This is a genomic window from Methylosinus sp. C49, from assembly GCF_009936375.1.
Taxonomy (GTDB): Bacteria; Pseudomonadota; Alphaproteobacteria; order Rhizobiales; family Beijerinckiaceae; genus Methylosinus.
On sequence record NZ_AP022332.1, the window covers coordinates 2,507,341 to 2,524,714 of the forward strand.

At 66.3% G+C, this 17,374-nt stretch carries 16 protein-coding genes and 1 tRNA gene; 9 read left to right on the top strand and 8 right to left on the bottom strand.

Features of this window, described 5'->3' with window-relative positions:
• Positions 1-49 precede the first annotated feature (49 nt).
• The 3 genes from nhaA (at position 50) to GYH34_RS11910 (ending at position 2,092) form a co-directional block, all read left to right on the top strand.
• Positions 50-1,252, top strand: a complete 1,203-nt coding sequence (gene nhaA / locus GYH34_RS11900; protein ID WP_161913762.1) for a Na+/H+ antiporter NhaA — start codon at positions 50-52, stop codon at positions 1,250-1,252.
• Positions 1,253-1,300: 48 nt separating this feature from the next.
• Positions 1,301-1,639, top strand: coding sequence for a hypothetical protein (locus GYH34_RS11905; RefSeq protein ID WP_161913763.1), 339 nt, complete (start codon positions 1,301-1,303; stop codon positions 1,637-1,639).
• 90 nt (positions 1,640-1,729) lie between these two features.
• Positions 1,730-2,092, top strand: a complete 363-nt coding sequence (locus GYH34_RS11910) for a hypothetical protein (RefSeq protein WP_161913764.1) — start codon at positions 1,730-1,732, stop codon at positions 2,090-2,092.
• Between the two features lie 136 nt (positions 2,093-2,228).
• Here GYH34_RS11910 and GYH34_RS11915 read toward each other — a convergent pair.
• Both GYH34_RS11915 and GYH34_RS11920 read right to left on the bottom strand, forming a co-directional pair.
• Positions 2,229-2,302 (bottom strand) — tRNA-Cys (locus tag GYH34_RS11915).
• A 159-nt stretch (positions 2,303-2,461) separates the two neighbouring features.
• Positions 2,462-2,776 carry a hypothetical protein gene (locus tag GYH34_RS11920; protein WP_161913765.1) on the bottom strand — a complete coding sequence of 105 codons (315 nt, stop codon included), beginning with the start codon at positions 2,774-2,776 and terminating at the stop codon, positions 2,462-2,464.
• 174 nt (positions 2,777-2,950) lie between these two features.
• Between GYH34_RS11920 and GYH34_RS11925 the strand changes: the two genes are divergently transcribed.
• The 5 genes from GYH34_RS11925 (at position 2,951) to GYH34_RS11945 (ending at position 9,169) form a co-directional block, all read left to right on the top strand.
• Positions 2,951-4,174, top strand: coding sequence for a hypothetical protein (locus tag GYH34_RS11925; RefSeq protein WP_161913766.1), 1,224 nt, complete (start codon positions 2,951-2,953; stop codon positions 4,172-4,174).
• Between the two features lie 373 nt (positions 4,175-4,547).
• Positions 4,548-7,295 carry a DNA gyrase subunit A gene (gene gyrA, locus GYH34_RS11930; protein WP_161913767.1) on the top strand — a complete coding sequence of 916 codons (2,748 nt, stop codon included), beginning with the start codon at positions 4,548-4,550 and terminating at the stop codon, positions 7,293-7,295.
• A gap of 192 nt (positions 7,296-7,487) precedes the next feature.
• Complete coding sequence (locus GYH34_RS11935) at positions 7,488-8,123, top strand: glutathione S-transferase (protein ID WP_161913768.1); 636 nt, start codon at positions 7,488-7,490, stop codon at positions 8,121-8,123.
• 45 nt (positions 8,124-8,168) lie between these two features.
• Complete coding sequence (locus tag GYH34_RS11940; RefSeq protein WP_161913769.1) at positions 8,169-8,726, top strand: Uma2 family endonuclease; 558 nt, start codon at positions 8,169-8,171, stop codon at positions 8,724-8,726.
• A gap of 107 nt (positions 8,727-8,833) precedes the next feature.
• Positions 8,834-9,169: a hypothetical protein gene (locus GYH34_RS11945; RefSeq protein WP_157234926.1), complete on the top strand. Its 336-nt coding sequence runs from the start codon at positions 8,834-8,836 to the stop codon at positions 9,167-9,169.
• A gap of 39 nt (positions 9,170-9,208) precedes the next feature.
• On the opposite strand, the gene GYH34_RS11950 is transcribed toward GYH34_RS11945, so the two are convergent.
• Positions 9,209-9,868: a class I SAM-dependent methyltransferase gene (locus GYH34_RS11950; RefSeq protein WP_161913770.1), complete on the bottom strand. Its 660-nt coding sequence runs from the start codon at positions 9,866-9,868 to the stop codon at positions 9,209-9,211.
• A gap of 51 nt (positions 9,869-9,919) precedes the next feature.
• On the opposite strand from GYH34_RS11950, the gene GYH34_RS11955 reads away from it, so the two are divergent.
• Complete coding sequence (locus GYH34_RS11955) at positions 9,920-10,513, top strand: glutathione S-transferase N-terminal domain-containing protein (protein ID WP_161913771.1); 594 nt, start codon at positions 9,920-9,922, stop codon at positions 10,511-10,513.
• A 13-nt stretch (positions 10,514-10,526) separates the two neighbouring features.
• Here GYH34_RS11955 and GYH34_RS11960 read toward each other — a convergent pair whose 3' ends face one another.
• The 5 genes from GYH34_RS11960 to GYH34_RS11980 form a co-directional block, all read right to left on the bottom strand.
• Positions 10,527-12,032: a replicative DNA helicase gene (locus GYH34_RS11960; protein ID WP_161913772.1), complete on the bottom strand. Its 1,506-nt coding sequence runs from the start codon at positions 12,030-12,032 to the stop codon at positions 10,527-10,529.
• A 303-nt stretch (positions 12,033-12,335) separates the two neighbouring features.
• Positions 12,336-12,902 (bottom strand): 50S ribosomal protein L9, encoded by a 567-nt coding sequence (rplI, locus tag GYH34_RS11965; protein ID WP_161913773.1) that lies wholly within the window; start codon positions 12,900-12,902, stop codon positions 12,336-12,338.
• Between the two features lie 44 nt (positions 12,903-12,946).
• The gene (locus tag GYH34_RS11970) at positions 12,947-13,957 is read right to left on the bottom strand and encodes a DUF2232 domain-containing protein (RefSeq protein ID WP_161913774.1); all 1,011 of its coding nucleotides are present in this window, start codon (positions 13,955-13,957) and stop codon (positions 12,947-12,949) included.
• Positions 13,958-14,122: 165 nt separating this feature from the next.
• Positions 14,123-16,681: an FtsX-like permease family protein gene (locus GYH34_RS11975; RefSeq protein ID WP_161913775.1), complete on the bottom strand. Its 2,559-nt coding sequence runs from the start codon at positions 16,679-16,681 to the stop codon at positions 14,123-14,125.
• Complete coding sequence (locus tag GYH34_RS11980) at positions 16,678-17,364, bottom strand: ABC transporter ATP-binding protein (RefSeq protein ID WP_161913776.1); 687 nt, start codon at positions 17,362-17,364, stop codon at positions 16,678-16,680. Before GYH34_RS11980 ends, GYH34_RS11975 begins: the two co-directional genes overlap by 4 nt.
• Between the last annotated feature and the right edge of the window lie 10 nt (positions 17,365-17,374).

A 17,374-nucleotide genomic window follows, 5' to 3' on the forward strand; every position in this document is an offset into this window, starting at 1 on the left:
GCGCGTCCTTCTCACCTTGGGCGGCGCCCGCCGAGAAACAACGCTCGCTATGAAACAACGCCTGCATCACGCCACGCCCTCGACTCTCCGTCGCTTCCTCGCCAGCGAGGCGGCGGGCGGCGTCGTGCTGATGGCGAGCGCTGCAGTGGCGCTCGCGCTCGCCAACTCGCCTTTTGCCGAATCCTATCACAGCCTGCTGGAGACTCCGATCTCTGGGCACTCGCTGCTGCATTGGATCAATGATGGGCTGATGGCGGTGTTTTTCCTGCTCGTCGGCCTCGAGATCAAGCGCGAGCTGCTCGACGGCCATTTGCGCCATTGGTCCGCTCGCGTGCTGCCCGGCGTCGGCGCGCTCGGCGGCATGGCCGCGCCGGCGCTGATCTACGCCTATTTCAACGCCGATTCCCCGGCGGCGCGCGGCTGGGCGATTCCTTCGGCCACCGACATCGCTTTCGCGCTCGGCGTGCTGGCGCTGCTCGGCGACCGCGTGCCGGGCGCGTTGAAGGTGTTTCTCACCGCGCTCGCCATTCTCGACGATCTCGGCGCGATCGTCATTATTGCGGTGTTCTATGCAGGCGAGCCGGCGGCCCCGCCGATGCTCGGCGCCGGCGTGACCTTGTTCCTGCTGCTCGGCCTCAATCTCTTCGAGGTTACGATTCTCACGCCCTATCTTTTGCTCGGCTTGGCGCTCTGGCATTTCGTGCAGATCAGCGGCGTCCATGCGACGCTGGCCGGAGTGCTGCTGGCGGCCATGATTCCGCTGCGTCTCTCCGGGCCGGACCCGGAGGAGCATACGCCGCTGCACCGGCTCGAGAATGCGATCGGACCGTTCGTCGCCTTTATCGTGCTGCCGCTGTTCGGCTTCGCCAATGCGGGGGTTGCGCTCGGCGGCGGCGATCTGGCGACCGCCGGCGCTCCCATTCTTCTGGGCGTCGCGCTCGGACTTTTTCTCGGCAAGCAGCTCGGAGTCTTCGCGGCCGTCGCCCTGTCCATAGCCACGCGAATCGCCTCGCGGCCCCCCAAGACCGGCTGGGTCCAGCTCTATGGCGTGTCCGTGCTCTGCGGAGTCGGCTTCACCATGAGCCTCTTCATCGGCCAGATCGCCTTCGAGTCGGACGAGGCGGCGATGCGCGCCACCAAGATCGGCGTGCTGGCGGGCTCGGCCGCCTCTATTCTGCTGGGCTCGCTGGTTCTGTGGATCGCATCGCGTCGGCGCGCCGAGAAGCTCGCGCATCCGCTGGCCGATTCGTGAAAAAGGGTTAAGCTCGGCTTTCGTTTCATTTCACGAGGCGACGCTCTCATGGCAAATTTCAAGCTTCCGCTTTCGGGCGATGTCGCCCAGACCATCAATCCATGGACCGCCGTTTTCAGCCCCTATGGCGGGCAATTCGGCCTCATCAACATAAATCTCGGTCGCTCGAGCGCGCCACAGGTGGAAGAGGACGTGCTCGCCGACGTCGGCAGCTATGGCAAGCAGCTCGGCCGGATCGGCGACGCAATGGCCGTTCTGCTCGCGCATTTTCATCCGCAATGCGAGCTCTCCGCGCAGGAGCGCGAGGCGATCGACGCGCTGAAGGCGATGCTGGAGGAGATCGATGCGATCAAGCGCCGCCATCATCGGAGGGTAACGGCGCCGTGATGCGCGTGCGCCGGACTAAACGCAACCTTGACAAGCGTTCCGAACCGGGTTGAATTCGAAATTATTGAATTCAAGAGAGCAGGATTTCCGATGGATCAACTTTTCCGAGCATCCAGCAGCCCCGAGGTCATAGAGCTCTATCGACTGATGCGTGAGCTGCTCGCGTTGCGCGACATGTTCGACGGCGCTTATGAGCGAGCTGTCCTCTCCATGCTGCCGGAGACGACCCGCGCGCGTTTCGATCGCCTCGCGCAATCGGTCGACGATCACACGAGCATCGCATTGGCGCGGCCGATTCAGGACGATTCCTATGACGCGCTGGAATCCGTGTTCGACGAATATAAGCATGACGTCGCAGAGAGCCTGCTCGCCGCCGCTCTCGCCGATACGGTCGCCGATCTGCCCGAGAAGCTCAGCGCTCTCGAGAAATCGCTGATAGTCGAACGGCTGTAGCGGTCCAGCGCCCTCGGAGCGCGAGCCTTCGGGCTCGCTCGCGACGCGACACGGACGACGCCGACCTAGCGCGCACGCATTCTCGCGTCGGAGCGCCTTTCGATCCGCCAATCGGTCTGAAAGCGAGGGAAGGGGCTGGAGGCCTCGGAGGGAATCGAACCCCCGTACAAGGATTTGCAGTCCTCTGCGTAGCCACTCCGCCACGAGGCCCCGGACGTCGGCGCCGAAAGCTCGGCGTCGACGTGAGAAGGCCGCTCATACAGGACTTGTCGGCGGACGGCAAGACTTTGAGCGACAGTCGGGAAGACTTCGCGCGGCGCGCGGCGAGAGCTCGGTGAGTTTATCCTCGGCTCCGCGCGCCGCGGCGGATCACCAGCGGTTCGGAACGCAGCGGCCCCATTGATTGGGATGCGTGCCAGGGCCGCAACGGAAGCCCGGGCGCGGGCCATAGGCCGGGGGATGGTATCCCGGACGCGGACCATAGACGGGCGGCGGCGGACGACGATGCGGCACGCAGCGGCCCCACGGATCGGCGTGCCAGCCAGGACCGCAGCGCCAGCCGGCTTCCTGCGTCAGCGGGGCGGCGGCGGCCTCGGTCAGCGGCGCGAGCGGCATGGCCATGGCGGCCGGCGCGGCGACGCCGGCGAGCGCCAGAATGGCGACGAAAGCGAGCTTCAGCTTCATTTGTCTCCTCCTATTGGATTGCGAAGCGAGGACGCGAGCATCGGCCAAAGCCAGTGAACCAGTCGTGAACGAATCGTAGAATGCGCGCGTTAACGCTTCGTTCATCGCAATGCTAAGGCTTTGTTCAGCTCCGCGAGGCAAGCTGGAGCCTCGTCATTCTAGCGGAGCTCGCAGATGAGGTCGAATTTCACGCCGTTCACGCGCCTTTCGGCTGGCGGCCTGATGCTGGCGGCCGCGGCCGCCGATATCGGATGCGCGGCCGCCGAGCCGCGCCGCTCGCACGCGCGCCCTGCGCCCGAAGCCGTGCGAATCGAGGAACTGGGCGCTCCCAGCGGCAAAGGCTATGACGACATCATCGTGAATCTCGCGCCGCTCGTCGCGGCGAAGCCCGGGAAAGAGGCGCGTCCGGCCGAACGGCCCGCGGCTCCCGCTCTCGCCGTCGAGGCGCCCAAGATCGCTGTCGCGGCTCCGGCCGAATCGGCGAAGCCGACGCCTGCCGTCCCGGTCTTCCTGCGCGAACCGCTGCCGACCTTCGAGAATGCGCCGATCGCCGATTTCGCCGAGGCGCCGGAGCAGGCTGTCGTCGCAACGTCGGCCGAGCCGGCTCCGATCGCGCCGCCCCAGGCCGAGAGCGCTCCGCAGGCGGCCGCGCCGGCTGCTCAGATCGCGTCGCCTGCCGCGCCAGAGGCCGCCGCTGTCGAGGCGAAGGCGGAGGCCCCGGCCGAGCGAGCCGTCACGCCCGAGGCCGAAGCCGACGCGCCGAAGGAGGCGCCGGCGGCGGAAGCCTCTCCGGCTCCGAGCGCGGAGGCTATGCCGCCAGCGCAGGAGGAAGGTGAATCGCCGATGGCTCTCTGGCAGGCGCTGGTCGCCGCTGTCGCGCTCGGCGGCCTGCTCGTGACGAAATATCTGCGGCGCGGTCCCGCCGTCGCCAAGGCGGCCGAGCCCCTCGCCTCGAAAGCCGCCGTCCCGCAGGAGGGCGAAGCGGCGCCGGCGGGCCGTTTGGCCGTTGCGCTCGTCGCCGCGCACGCGAAATTCGAGCCGATCCTCGCCAAATTCGCCGCGCTGCGCGGCAAGAAGGCTGCGGAAGTCGCGCCACAGACAGAAGCTGCGCCGCAGGAAGCGCCCAAAAAGGCCAAAAAGCCGAAGACGATGGATTGGGCCGAGGTCGCGACCGCTCTGCGCGCTCGTTTCGCCGGAGGCGGCAAGACCGCGCGAGAACCGGCGGCGGCGCAGTCCAATCGCGTGATCGCCCTGGTCGATTCGGAGGCGCGGGGACGGACGGCCGACTCCTGGGATTCGAGCGAGGATGACGGGCTGGAACTGCTGGAGCCCGGCGACGCCAGCGCGCGGACGATCGTCATGAACGCGCGACGCAGGCTGCGCTCGGCGCAGAGCTGACGCCAGAATCCGAAAATGAATCGAAAGAGATTTGAAGAGCTTTTCTAAACCCGTGTTTCTTCGAGCAGAACTGCGGCGCGGCGCGCCGGGGCGAACTGGCGTCGCCGCCGAGAATCGCCTATAGAAAAATGGCGGTTTCGAGCGTCGTCGACGGCTGCCGCCAGGGCCGCCTCGGCGCGCTTCGCTCGAAACGTCCTGCGAGCGCGATCTCCACGTCCCGCCGCTCTCCCGAGTGGCGGACTCTGCAGCCGCCTCGCCTTTGTCGGCGAGACGGGACGACGACGAGAAGCGCTCTTTCCCAGAGCCGGCGCGACTTTGCCGCGGCAGGATTTCGCCGCGGAGCGCGGGACGATCGAAGCGGATTGGCGAGCCATTGGCCGAGAACGACACAGACGACACGCAGCCTCCGACGCCCGGCTCAGACATTCGCCCGGTCTCGATCGCCGACGAGATGAAGCGCAGCTATCTCGATTACGCGATGAGCGTGATCGTGAGCCGCGCGCTGCCCGATGTGCGCGACGGGCTGAAGCCCGTGCATCGCCGCATCATGTTCTCCATGCACGAGAACGGCCATACGCCCGATAAGCCCTATGTAAAATCGGCGCGCATCGTCGGCGACGTCATGGGTAAATATCACCCGCACGGCGACGCCGCGATCTATGACGCGCTGGTGCGCATGGCGCAGCCCTTTTCCATGCGGCTGCCGCTCATCGATGGCCAGGGCAATTTCGGCTCTGTCGACAACGACCCGCCCGCGGCCATGCGCTACACCGAGTCGCGCCTCGCCAAGCCGGCTTTGGCCCTGCTCGAGGATATCGACGAAGGCACGGTCGACTTCAAGCCCAACTATGACGACAAGGAGATGGAGCCGACGGTTCTCCCGGCGCGCTTCCCCAATCTCCTCGTCAATGGCGCGGGCGGCATCGCCGTCGGCATGGCCACCAATATTCCGCCGCATAATCTCGGCGAGGTGATCGACGCCGCCATAGCGCTGATCGACCGGCCCGACATGGGCGTCGCCGAGCTGATGGAGATCGTGCCCGGCCCGGACTTCCCCACAGCGGCGACAATTCTCGGCCGCGGCGGCATTCGCAACGCATATACGACCGGGCGCGGCTCGATCATCATGCGCGCCAAGGCCGATTTCGAGACGCTCCGCAAGGAGCGTGAGGCGATCATCTTCACCGAGATTCCCTATCAGGTGAACAAGGCCGCGCTGATCGAGCGCATCGCCGAGCTCGTCCGCGAGAAGAAGATCGAAGGGATTTCGGATCTCCGCGACGAATCCGATCGCCAAGGCATGCGCATCGTCGTCGAGCTGAAGCGCGACGCGGTGGCGGATGTGGTGCTGAACCAGCTCTGGCGCCATACGGCTCTGCAATCGAGCTTCCCGGTCAATATGATCGCGCTCAATGGCGGCCGGCCCGAGCTGTTGACGCTGAAGGACGTTCTCGTCGCCTTCGTGGATTTCCGCGAGAGCGTCGTCACGCGGCGCACCAAATTCCGCCTCGCCAAGGCGCGCGACGCCGCGCATCTGCAGGTCGGCCTCGCCATCGCCGTCGCCAATATCGACGAGGTCATTCGCCTCATCCGCACGTCTGCCGACGCCGCCGCCGCGCGCGAGGCGCTGATGGAGCGCGCCTGGCCGGCCAAGGATATGGCGCCGCTGGTCGCGCTGATCGCCGATCCGCGCCATGTGCTCGCCGAGGACGGAACCATTCGCCTCTCCGAGGCGCAGGCGCGCGCTATTCTCGAGCTGCGCCTGCAGCGCCTCACCGCGCTCGGCCGCGAGGAGATCGCCGAAGCGCTGAACAAGCTCGCCGCCGAGATCGCCGAATATCTCGAGATTCTGCGCTCGCGCGAAAAGCTGTTCGGAATCGTCAAGGACGAGATGATCGCGGTCAAGGAGGCCTATGCGACGCCTCGCCGGACGCAGATCGTCGATGGCGATGGCGATGTGGAGGACGAGGACCTTATCGCCAGAGAGGATATGGTCGTCACCGTCTCGCACGCCGGCTACATCAAGCGCGTGCCGCTCTCCACCTATCGCGCGCAAAGGCGCGGCGGCAAGGGCCGCTCCGGCATGCAGACGAAGGAAGAAGATTTCGTCCAGCGCCTCTTCGTCGCCTCGACGCATACGCCGGTGCTGTTCTTCTCCTCGCTCGGCAGGGCTTACAAGGAAAAGGTCTGGCGTCTGCCTTTGGCGGCGCCGCAGGCGCGCGGCAAAGCGCTGGTCAACATGCTGCCGCTCGAGCAGGACGAGCGCATCACCACCATCATGCCTTTGCCCGAGGACGAATCGAGCTGGGCGACGCTCGACGCCATTTTCGCGACGACGGGCGGCACGGTGCGCCGCAACAAGCTCTCGGACTTCTCCGATGTGCGGCGCTCCGGCATCATCGCCATGAAGCTCGACGAAGGCGAGGCCATCGTCGATGTCGCCACAGCGGCGGAGCAGGAGGATATTCTGCTGACGACGCGCGAGGGGCAGTGCATCCGCTTCCCCGTCAGCGACGTGCGCGTGTTCCAGGGCCGCACCTCCATGGGCGTGCGCGGCATAGCGCTCGCTGGCGACGATCGCGTGATCTCAATGTCGATCCTGCGGCATTTCGAGGCCGTCGGCGACGAGCGCGCCGCCTATCTCAAGCGCGCCGCCGCGCAGCGCCGCAACGCCGGAGCGGAAGGCGTGGAGGAGGGCGCGGCGGAGACCGAGGAGGCTTCGACCGCGATCGAGCTGACAGAGGCGCGCTATCGCGAGATGGAGCAGGCCGAGCAGATCATCCTGACCGTCTCCGAGAACGGCTACGGCAAGCGCTCTTCGTCCTTCGAATATCGCATCACCGGACGTGGCGGCAAAGGTATCGCCGCCATGGCGGTGAACGCCCGCAACGGCAAGCTCGTCGCCTCCTTCCCCGTGGGCCGCGGCGATGAGATCATGCTGGTGACGGATGGCGGCCAGCTCATCCGCTGCCCGGTCGAGGGCATACGCATAGCTGGCCGCGGCACGCAGGGCGTCATCGTCTTCGACACGGCGGAGGGCGAGCGTGTCGTCTCGGTCGAGCATTTGGCCGACGCCGGCGAGGACGAGGCGGCCGGCGAGACAGGCGGCGAGACCGCCTGAGCCTTCGTCGCCGCCGAAAGAAGCGCGTTTCGCCGGGGAGATTTTCGGCGAAACGCAAATTGTTTTCATGAATTGCTCTCGTCGCGCGCAGCTGCGCGGCTTCGATAAACGCAACCCCACGTCAATGGCGCGCGCCTGCGCCTCGGGCTAGATTGCCGCAACGCCGAGATTGCCGAAGAAGGAGACCAACGCATGCTCACGATCTGGGGACGGCGCAACTCCTTCAATGTGCAGAAAGTCATGTGGCTCGTCGGCGAGCTCGCGCTCGATCACGCCCATGTGCCGCTCGGCGGAGCTTTCGGCGGGCTGGACGATCCGCAGTTTCGCGCGAAAAATCCGCATGGCCGCATTCCGGTCATCGATGACGAAGGCGTGGTGGTGTGGGAATCTCACGCCATATTGCGCTATCTCGCCGCGCGCCATGGCGGCGAGGCCTTCTGGCCGGCGGATCCGGCGACGCGCTCCTTCCCCGATCGCTGGATGGATTGGGCGCAGACGACGTTGCAGCCGGCCTTCGTCGACGGCGTGTTCATGGGCTATTACCGCACGCCGGAGGAAAAGCGCGACTGGCCGGCGATCAACGCCGCCGTCGCGCGCTGCGCGCAGCATTATCGATTTCTCGACGGCTGGCTCGCGGATCGTCCTTTCCTCGCCGGGGACGAGCCGACGCTCGCCGACATTCCCGCCGGAACAACGCTGTTTCGCTATTTCTCGCTCGACATAGAGCGGCCGTCGCTCCCCAATGTCGAGGCATGGTATGCGCGCCTCTGCGAGCGGCCGGCCTATCGTCAGCATGTGATGGTGCCCTTCGACGATCTGAAGGGGTGACGCCCCCGAATGGCGCCAGAAGCGCCATTCCGCTAGGATGCTCCCATGAGCGCTCTTCCGAAGATGAAAATGACCGCCGAGGAGTTCGTCGTCTGGGCCGAAGGACAGCCCGGTCGACACGAGCTCGTCGATGGTGAAGTTCTCGCTCAGGCGGCGGAACGAGCCGCCCACGCGAAGGCAAAGCTCGCGGCCGCTCGCGCTCTCCAGGACGCTGTGCGCCGCGCGGGCGCGCCGTGCCATGTGCTGCCGGATGGAATGGCTGTGCGCGTCGATGCGACGACCGTCTTCGAGCCCGACGCGCAGCTCTATTGCGGACCCGAGCTTCCGCCGGACGCGCTTTTTGTCGAAGCGCCTCTCATCGTCGTCGAGGTGCTCTCGCCCTCCACAGGGCGCAATGACGCTCTCGGCAAGCTCGTCGGCTATTTTCGTATCGCGAGCGTCGCGCATTATCTCATTGTCGATCCAGATTCGCCGCTGGTGATTCATCATCGTCGCGGGGAGGGGAGCGATATTCTGACGCGCGTTGTTCATGACGGCGACATCACGCTCGATCCGCCCGGCCTCGTCTTTCCGCTGTCCGCGCTCTATGGCGAGATTCTTTGAAGCGCGCTCTGTGCTCGCGCGCACGGCGATGAGAACGCGCCGCGACTAATCTTCTCTGCATCCGATCGCAATGATTTCACGCGACGGTTTCAGATAGGAGATTGAAAATGTCCAAAGTGCTTTTCATCGACACCAAGACCGAGCTCACCCTCGCGCCCGGCGCGACGGTGCATGGCTGGTGGAATAACGCCTCGCCCTTCAACGCCGTGTGGGACGCGCAGGCCGTGCCTTTCGCCACCGGCAGCACGGCGACCGGCTTCAACCAGGACACCTCGCTCGAGGTGACGCGCGTTTGGCGTCATTACACGGTGACGGAGGTCAAGCCTTTCCCGCAGTCGCAGACAGTCGACACCAAGGACGAGACCGAGATTCATTACGAGGTCAAGAATATCGGCAATTCGGTCGCGAAGTTCCATGTGGTGCTGAGCGCGATCTACGAGTGACGGCGTCGGAGGCGCGAGCCGAAAGGCTCGCGCGATCCGTCAATCATGCGCGACGAACACGGCGGCGCAGCCGACGATGTCGATCTCGACATTGCGGAAGCGCCGCTCGAGCGCGTTGCGCAGCCCGTCGAGATCATCGTTCCTATTCGAGAACACGCCTTTGCGATTGTAGAAGTCCATCAGCCGCCGCGCCGCGCCGGAGCGTTCGACGCCGCCTTGCAGCAAGGTCGAGCCGAAAAAGACGGCGCCGTCATTCGTCAGCGGCTTCAGATGGTCGAAAACGACGGCCTTTTCCGCTGTCGCGCCCGGCAGGCAATGCAGCAGATAATTGACGCCGACGGAATCGAATTTCGGCGCGTCGAAGGCGATCGGCTCCAGCACATTGCGGCGATAGCGCTCCGGCGAATAGCGCGCGATGCGGGCCGCCGCGAAGCGTAGCGCGTCCTGGTTCAAATCCATCAGCGCGACGCGCGGCGCGGCGGCGGGAAAGCGGCAATGGTCGAGATAATAGCCCGTGCCGACGCCGACATCGAGATGATTGCCCGACACATGCGCGTCATAGAGCGCGCGCAGGCGCGGCGTCGGACATTTCCAGATGAAGCGGTTGGAGAGGCCGAGCACCAGAAGATCGTAGAGCCGCAGAACCGCGGGCGTGTAGACGGCTTGGCCGGCGGCGATCTCTTCGGGACTGGCGGTCATCTTCGTTACGTCCTATTGCTCGACGACGCCTTTTTCGACGTGAGGGAGCCAATGCCCATTCTACGCTATTCCGCGGCTTCGCCCTATGCCCGCAAGTGCCGCATCGTCGCCGAGCTGCTCGGCTTCGGCGCGAGCGTCGAGCTCGTCGGCGCCGACACGACCAATCCCGACGATTCGTTGCGCGCGCAAAATCCACTCGGCAAGGTGCCGGTGCTCATCCTCGACGGTGGCGAGACCATCTATGACAGCCGCGTGATCTGCGAATATTTCGATCTTCTCGCCGGCGGCAAGCTCATACCGAAAGATCCAGCCGAACGGATCGCGGCGCAGACGCTGCAATCGCTCGGCGACGGCATGAACGACGCCGCGCTGCTGATCCGTTACGAGGCGATGCGGCCGCAGGCTCTGCGCTCCGCCGATTGGGTGGCGTTGCAGACCGGAAAGCTCGACCGCGCGCTCGCGGCGCTCGACGCCGCTCCGCCGGCCGGCCCGGTGACGATCGGCCATGTGGCCGTCGCCGCCGCGCTCGGCTATCTCGATCTGCGTTTCGAAGGCGCTTGGCGCGCGAAATATCCCGCGCTCCTCGCTTGGCTGGACGCTTTTTCGCGCGAGGTTCCGGCCTTCGAGGCGACGCGCGTCGCTTGAAACCGCCGGCGCCTCACATGCGCGCCGGCAGCTTGTCTTCCTCGGCGAGATTGGAGAAGCGCGTCACTTCGGCTTCGAAGGAGAGCGTCACCGTTCCCGTGGGGCCGTGACGCTGCTTGCCGAGGATCGCCTCGGCGCGCCCATGCACGCGCTCCATCTCGTTCTGCCAGGCGATATGCTCTTCCGTGCCCTCGCGCGGCTCGCGATTGCGCAGATAATATTCCTCGCGATAGACGAACATCACCACGTCGGCGTCCTGCTCGATCGAGCCGGATTCGCGAAGGTCGGAGAGCTGCGGGCGCTTGTCGTCGCGACTCTCGACCTGACGCGAGAGCTGTGAGAGCGCGATGATCGGCACCGCCAGCTCCTTGGCCAACGCCTTGAGGCCGGTGGTGATCTCGGTCAGCTCCTGCACGCGATTGTCGCCGCGCGATTTGGAGCCCGAGAGCAGCTGAAGATAGTCCACGACGAGCAGGTCGAGCCCGCGCTGGCGCTTCAAACGTCGCGCCCGCGCGGTGAGCTGGGCGATGGAAATGCCGCCGCTCTGATCGATGAAGAAGGGCACGCTCTGCATCTCGCGCGCCGCTTCCGCTATGCGGCGGAAATCGTCCTCGTTGATGTCGCCGCGGCGGATTTTGTAGGAGGGTACGCCGGACTGCTCGGCGATGACGCGCGTCGCCAATTGCTCGGCCGACATTTCCAGCGAGAAGAAGCCGACGATGCCGCCATTGGTGGTCTTGTGCGAGCCGTCGGGCTCGACGGAAAACTCATAGGCTTTGGCGATGTTGAAGGCGATATTGGTGGCGAGCGCCGTCTTGCCCATGCCGGGACGGCCGGCGACGATGATGAGATCGGACTTCTGCAATCCGCCCATCTTCTCGTCGAGATCGACGAGGCCAGTCGCGACGCCGGAGAGATGCCCGTCGCGCTGATAGGCGCTGCTCGCCATATCCATGGCGGTGACGAGCGCGTCGGCGAAGCGCTGAAAGCCGCCGTCATAGCGGCCGGTTTCTGCCACCGCATAGAGCTTGCGCTCGGCCTCTTCTATCTGCTGGCGCGGCGCCTGATCGACCGGCGCATCGAAGGCGGAATTGACGATATCCTCGCCGATGACGATCAGCTCGCGCCGTACGGCGAGATCATGGATCGTGCGGCCGTAATCCTCGGCGTTGATGATCGTCGTCGCCTCGCGGGCGAGGCGCGCGAGATAGGCCTGCATGGTGACGCCGCCGGGCAGCTCCACGTCGCCGAGATGCGTTTTCAGCGTCACCACAGTGGCGACGCGGCCCGCTCGAATGATCTGCGACGCGACCTCGAAGATGCGCCTGTGCAGTTCCTCGGAGAAATGTTCGGAGCGCAGAAAATCGGAGACGCGATCGAAGGCGTCATTATTGACCAATATGGCGCCGAGCAGCGCTTGCTCGGCCTCGATATTATGTGGCGGCGTGCGATAGGCGGGCGCGTCGAGCGGCGCGACCGAAAAAGGCCGCGGACCCGGCAACGGTTCGATTGCTGGCATTTCTCTCTCATGGCGGGATGTCTTCGATGCTCGTGAACGCGTAGCGACAGGCACTCGAGAACGGCGGCGAATTTGCCCGAAGGAGAGAGCGGCGCCAATGACAAAGATGGCCGCAAAGCTCGGCGAATGCGAGCGCGGCCATCTTGTGAGTCATTTCCACATGCAACAGCGCAGCTTTAGGTCTATCTGCGTGAATTCCTTTGCTTGTGACAATTTCGTCACGCCGAATCGCTCAGGCACGAAAAAGGCCGGAGACGCTGGCGTCTCCGGCCCGTTTCGATAGACCGAATCGGTCGCGAGCGATCAGAGCTCGACGTCGCCGGCCTCGGCCAGAGCGGCGCCGACCTCGAGGCCGAGATCGTCCAGCGTCGTCTCCTCGCGAGTGGCGGCGGCTTCGCCGCGCGCCTGACGTTCGGCCTCTTCGGCGGAGCGAGCGACGTTGACGATGATCTTCACCTCGATCTCGGGATGCAGATTCACCGGCACATTATGCAGGCCGAGCGCCTTGATCGGATGCTGCAGATCGATCTGATTGCGGTTCAGCGAGAAGCCGCCTGTGGTCGCCGCGTCCGAAATGTCGCGCGGAGCCACGGAGCCATAGAGATGGCCGCTCTCGCCGGCCTGGCGGATGATGACGAAGGTCTGACCCTCGAGCTTCTCGGCGACGGCCTCGGCCTCCTTGCGGGCGGTGAGGTTGCGCGCCTCGATCTGAGCGCGCTGCGTCTCGAAATGCTTCTTGTTGTTTTCCGTGGCGCGCAGCGCCTTGCCGCGGGCCAGCAGGAAGTTGCGCGCATAGCCGTCGCGCACGCGAACGGTGTCGCCCATCTGGCCGAGCTTGGCCACGCGCTCCAGCAGAATGACATCGACCATGGGTTCTCTCTCCTCGTGTCTCTCGAATTGATGCCGCGGCGATCTCAGCCGCGCCGCGCCTGCGCCGCCTGCTTGCGGCTTCGGAACGAAAACGCCGCGTCGGCGACGCCGACGACGGTGAATAGGACGATCGGCCAGGCGAACAGGCCGATGACGATATAGATGACGGTGAGCGTCACGCCGCCGATGCGCGTCCCGCGCAGCAGAAAGTGAACGACGGCGAGGCCTTGCATCGCCAGAGCAAGGCCGAGCGTCTCGGCGATCACCAGCCCGATCTCGCCCGGGAGGTCGCCGAGATAGGCGAGGGCGCAGGCGGCGAGAAAAACCCCGGCGACGGCGCGCGGCAGCACGAATTCCTGCGCAATGTCCGGCCAGGGCCGCGGCAGCGCCTCGGAGGCGCGGGCGAGCAGGCCGGCGCCCCACAGATTGAGCGCATGGCTGAACAGAGTGAGCGCCGCGAGCGTCGCCGGAAAGGCGAAGACGACCAGCGCCGAAAGCTGGCTGGCGTCGAGCTTGTCGCCGAGCTCCTGCGTGCGGATGAGGTCCTCGATCGCCATGAAGGCGCGCGCCCGCAGCGGATTCAGCGCCTCGTCGAGGCTGCCGAAGCGAATCGCCGCTATGGCGACCGCCGCCGAGACGGCGGCTGCGACTGCGCCGCCGGCGGCGAGCACCGCCCAGGCCGGCGCATGGGACGTCACCAGCTCGCGGCCGCGCCAATTGGCTCCAGAGACGACATAGGCGGCGGCGAGCGCCGGCAGCGCGACGAGAAAAGCGTAGACGAGGCCGAAAATGGGATTGGGCCAGATCGACAGCAGTCCGGTCGCGATGAGGCCCGCGGTCGCGCCATGGCGAAGGCCGAAGCCGAGCGCGACGATGGAGATCGGCAGCGGCGCGAGAAATGCGAACAGAACCGACGCCGAAGTGCCCTTGGTGAGGACGGCGAACACGGCCGCTCCCGCGAGACCGCCGCCGACGGAGGCGAAAATCTGCGAGAACGAAAAGTCGCCGTTGTCTGGAACGGGCAGTTTCTTGCGTTCGGGTAGAAGCTGGGGCATGGTCTCAACGCTTGTTCGAGGGCGAGCGCGATCATCTCGCGTCCAGCCCCCTGAACGCCGGCGAAGCCCGCCTTTTAAGGCGAGCGATCTCTCCCGGCAAGGGTGGAAGCGCGAAAAACCCGCTTCGTATAGCCGAAAACGTCGCCGGAGCGGCGTTTTTCGCCTTTATTGGCGGCGTAGAGCCGGGCCGGGCTTCTCGCCGAGCACGCGCCAGCTGCCCGCGAGGCCGAGGCCGACCGCGAAAACCAGCGCGCCGAGCGTCGTCAGCGCGACCGGCCAGGGGCGAAAGACGAAATCCATCCGCATCAGCGCCTTCAATATGAAGGCCGCCGCGCCGGCGCCCGCGAGGACCGAGAAGACTCCCGCCACGACGCCGAGCAGAGCGAATTCCAGCGCAAAAGCGCCAGTCAGCCAAGCGCGCGTCGCTCCGAGAGTCTTCAATATTATGGCGTCGCGCTGGCGTCCGCGCTGGCTCGCCGCCACGGCGCTGCCCAACGCCAGCGCCGCCGTGACGATGGCGAGGCCGGCGGCCGCCCGCGCTGCGAAGGTCAGCTGATCGGCGATTTTCTCCACCGCCTCCAGCGCGTCCCTCACGCGCAGCGCCGCGACTTGCGGAAAGCGCGTGGCCGCCTCGCGCGTCAACCTTTTGTCGCGGAGCGGATCGTCGCGATCGGCGAAAGCGACGGTGAAAATCTCCGAAAAGGGCGCGTCGGCGAAAGCCTCGGGCGAGAACACCATCATGAAATTAATGCCATAGCTGCGCCAATCGACGCGGCGCAGATTGGCGATGCGGACGGTGAGGTCGCGGCCGAGCACATTGACGACGATCTCGTCGCCGACCGCGAGGCCGAGCCCTTCGGCGACGCGCGCCTCCAGCGAGACGAGGGGCGGGCCGATGCGTCCCTCTTCCCACCATTGTCCGGCGACGATCTCCGAGCCCTTGGGCGGCGTCGCGGCGATGGTGACGCCGCGGTCGCCCTCCAGCGCCCAGGCGATATCGTCCGGCGGCTTCAGATTCTCGGAGCGGACGCCTTTCACGGCGACGATGCGGCCGCGCATCATCGGCACATGCTCGATGTGGGCGTCGGCGGAGAAAGAGGAGAGGAAGGCGGAGAATTCCTCCACCTGCTCCTTGGCGATATCGATGAAATAGAAGCTGGGCGTGCGGCTCTTCTGCGCCTGGAACAATTCCGCATGGATCGAGCCCTCGATCAGCGCCAGTGCGACGAGAAGGGTTTGTGTCACCCCGATGGAGACGATCAATGTCGCGGCGAGGCTCTTGGGGCGGCGAATATTGCCGATCGCATGGCGCAGCTGCGCGCCGGGCGAATGGGCGAAACGTTGCGCCATGCGGACGACGAGAGCCGCAACGCCGCGCAGCAGGACGAAGACCATGGCGGTGGCGGCGATATAGGTCGCTGCGAGCTTCTTGTCGGCGGCCGAGAGCATGACCAGGGCCACGAGCGCCGCCGCGGCGACCAGCGCGGCGAGCAGAAAGACGCGGGGAGGGGATTTCTCCTCGGCCTCGTCGCGCAAGAGCCGCGCGACCGGCGTTCCATAGGCGCGGCCGAGCGGCGGCAGCGCGAAGATCAGCGTCACCAGCAGCCCATAGGCCGCGCCGACAGCGAGCGAGCGCGCATCGAGCGTCGGCGAGAAGGGCAGAGGAATAGAGGCGGAAAGAGAGAGAGCGGCGAGATAGGGAAAGGTCGCGCCGATCGCGAGGCCGCCGCCGACGGCGAGGCCGGCGACGAGCAGCACCTCGACGAGCGCCATGGCGAAGACGCGCGAGGCCGGCGCGCCCAGCGCCTTCAATATTGCGAAAGCGTCGCGCTTTCGGGCGACGAAGCCGGAGACGGCGTTGGCGACGCCGGCTCCGCCCGCGACCAGCGCGGTCAGCGCCACGAGCGTCAGCAGCTGGGTGAAGCGCTCCTGATTGCGCGAGAATTGCGGGGAGACGGCGTCCCGTTTGCGCAAATCCCAGCCGGCGTCTGGAAAGGCCGCGGTCAGCGCCGTGACGAAGCGCTCCACCTCCGCGTCGCTGGCGACGGCTTCGGTCTTGCCGAGCGAGACCCGCGTCAGCCAGCGCACCACGGCGCCCGGCTGCATCAGCCCGGTCGCCTTCAGCGCCTCCTGGCTCATCAGCACGCGCGCGCCGAAACCGAAGGCGCCGGCGAGCTTATCCGGCTCGCTCGACAGCTCGGCCGTGAAGATAAAGGAGCCGGAGCCGATCTTCACAGAGTCGCCGATCTCGAGCCCGAGCCGGGCGATGAGGCCCGCATCGGCGACGAGGCCGAAGCCGCCCTCACGCGGCGCCAGAGCCTCGGCGAGCAGCTGCGCGGGCGTCAGCCCGACTGCGCCTTGGCCGGGATAGGCCGAATCGACAGCCTTTATTTCGATCAGCGCCGCCTCGCCGCTCGCCGAGCGGGCCATGGCGCGCATCAGGCCGATCTCGCAGACGCGGCCGTCGCGCTCGAAAAATTCCCGCTCCTGCGGCGAGAGCCGCCGCATTGTGGTGGTGACGGAGACGTCGCCGCCCAAGATCGTGCGCCCCTCGCGGGCGAGGCCGTCGGCGAGCGAGCGCGATACGGCGCCGACGCCGGAAATGGCGGCGACGCCGATGACGATGCAGGCGATGAAGACGGAAAAGCCGCGCAGATCGCCGGAGAGATCGCGCAAAGCGAAACGCAACGCCAGCGGCAGGCGCGATGCGAGGCTCTTCCTCATAATTCTGGCGCCTCGTCCTCTATGCGGCCGGAGCGCAGCCGCACGGCGCGGTCGCAGCGGGCGGCGAGGGAGGGGTCGTGCGTGACCAGCACCAGGGTCGCCGAGCGCCGGGCCTTTTGCGCGAAGATGAGATCGACGATGGCCGCGCCGGTCTCCGAATCGAGATTGCCGGTCGGCTCGTCGGCGACGAGGATGACAGGATCGGGCGCGAGCGCCCTGGCGATGGCGACGCGCTGCTGCTCGCCGCCGGACATTTGCGTGGGATAATGGGAGAGACGCTGGCGAAGGCCCACGGCCTCCAGCTCCTGCGCGGCGCGCTCGAAAGCGTCGGCGCGGCCGGCGAGCTCCAGCGGAATGGCGACGTTCTCCAGCGCCGTCATCGTGGCGATGAGCTGGAAAGACTGGAAGACGACCCCTATCTTCCCTCCACGGAACCGCGCCAGCGCATTTTCATCGAGCCGGGCGAGGTCGCTGCCGTCGACGAGCACCTTGCCGGAATCGGGCCGCTCGAGGCCGGCGAGCGTCATCAGCAATGTGGATTTCCCCGAGCCCGAGGGTCCGACGAGGCCGACAGCCTCGCCGCGCGCGACGGCGAGGCTTATGTTCTTGAGCACATGGACGCGCGCCGCGCCCGCTCCGAGGGTGAGATCGACGTCCTCGAGCTCGATGACCGGCCGCTGCACTTTGGAGGTC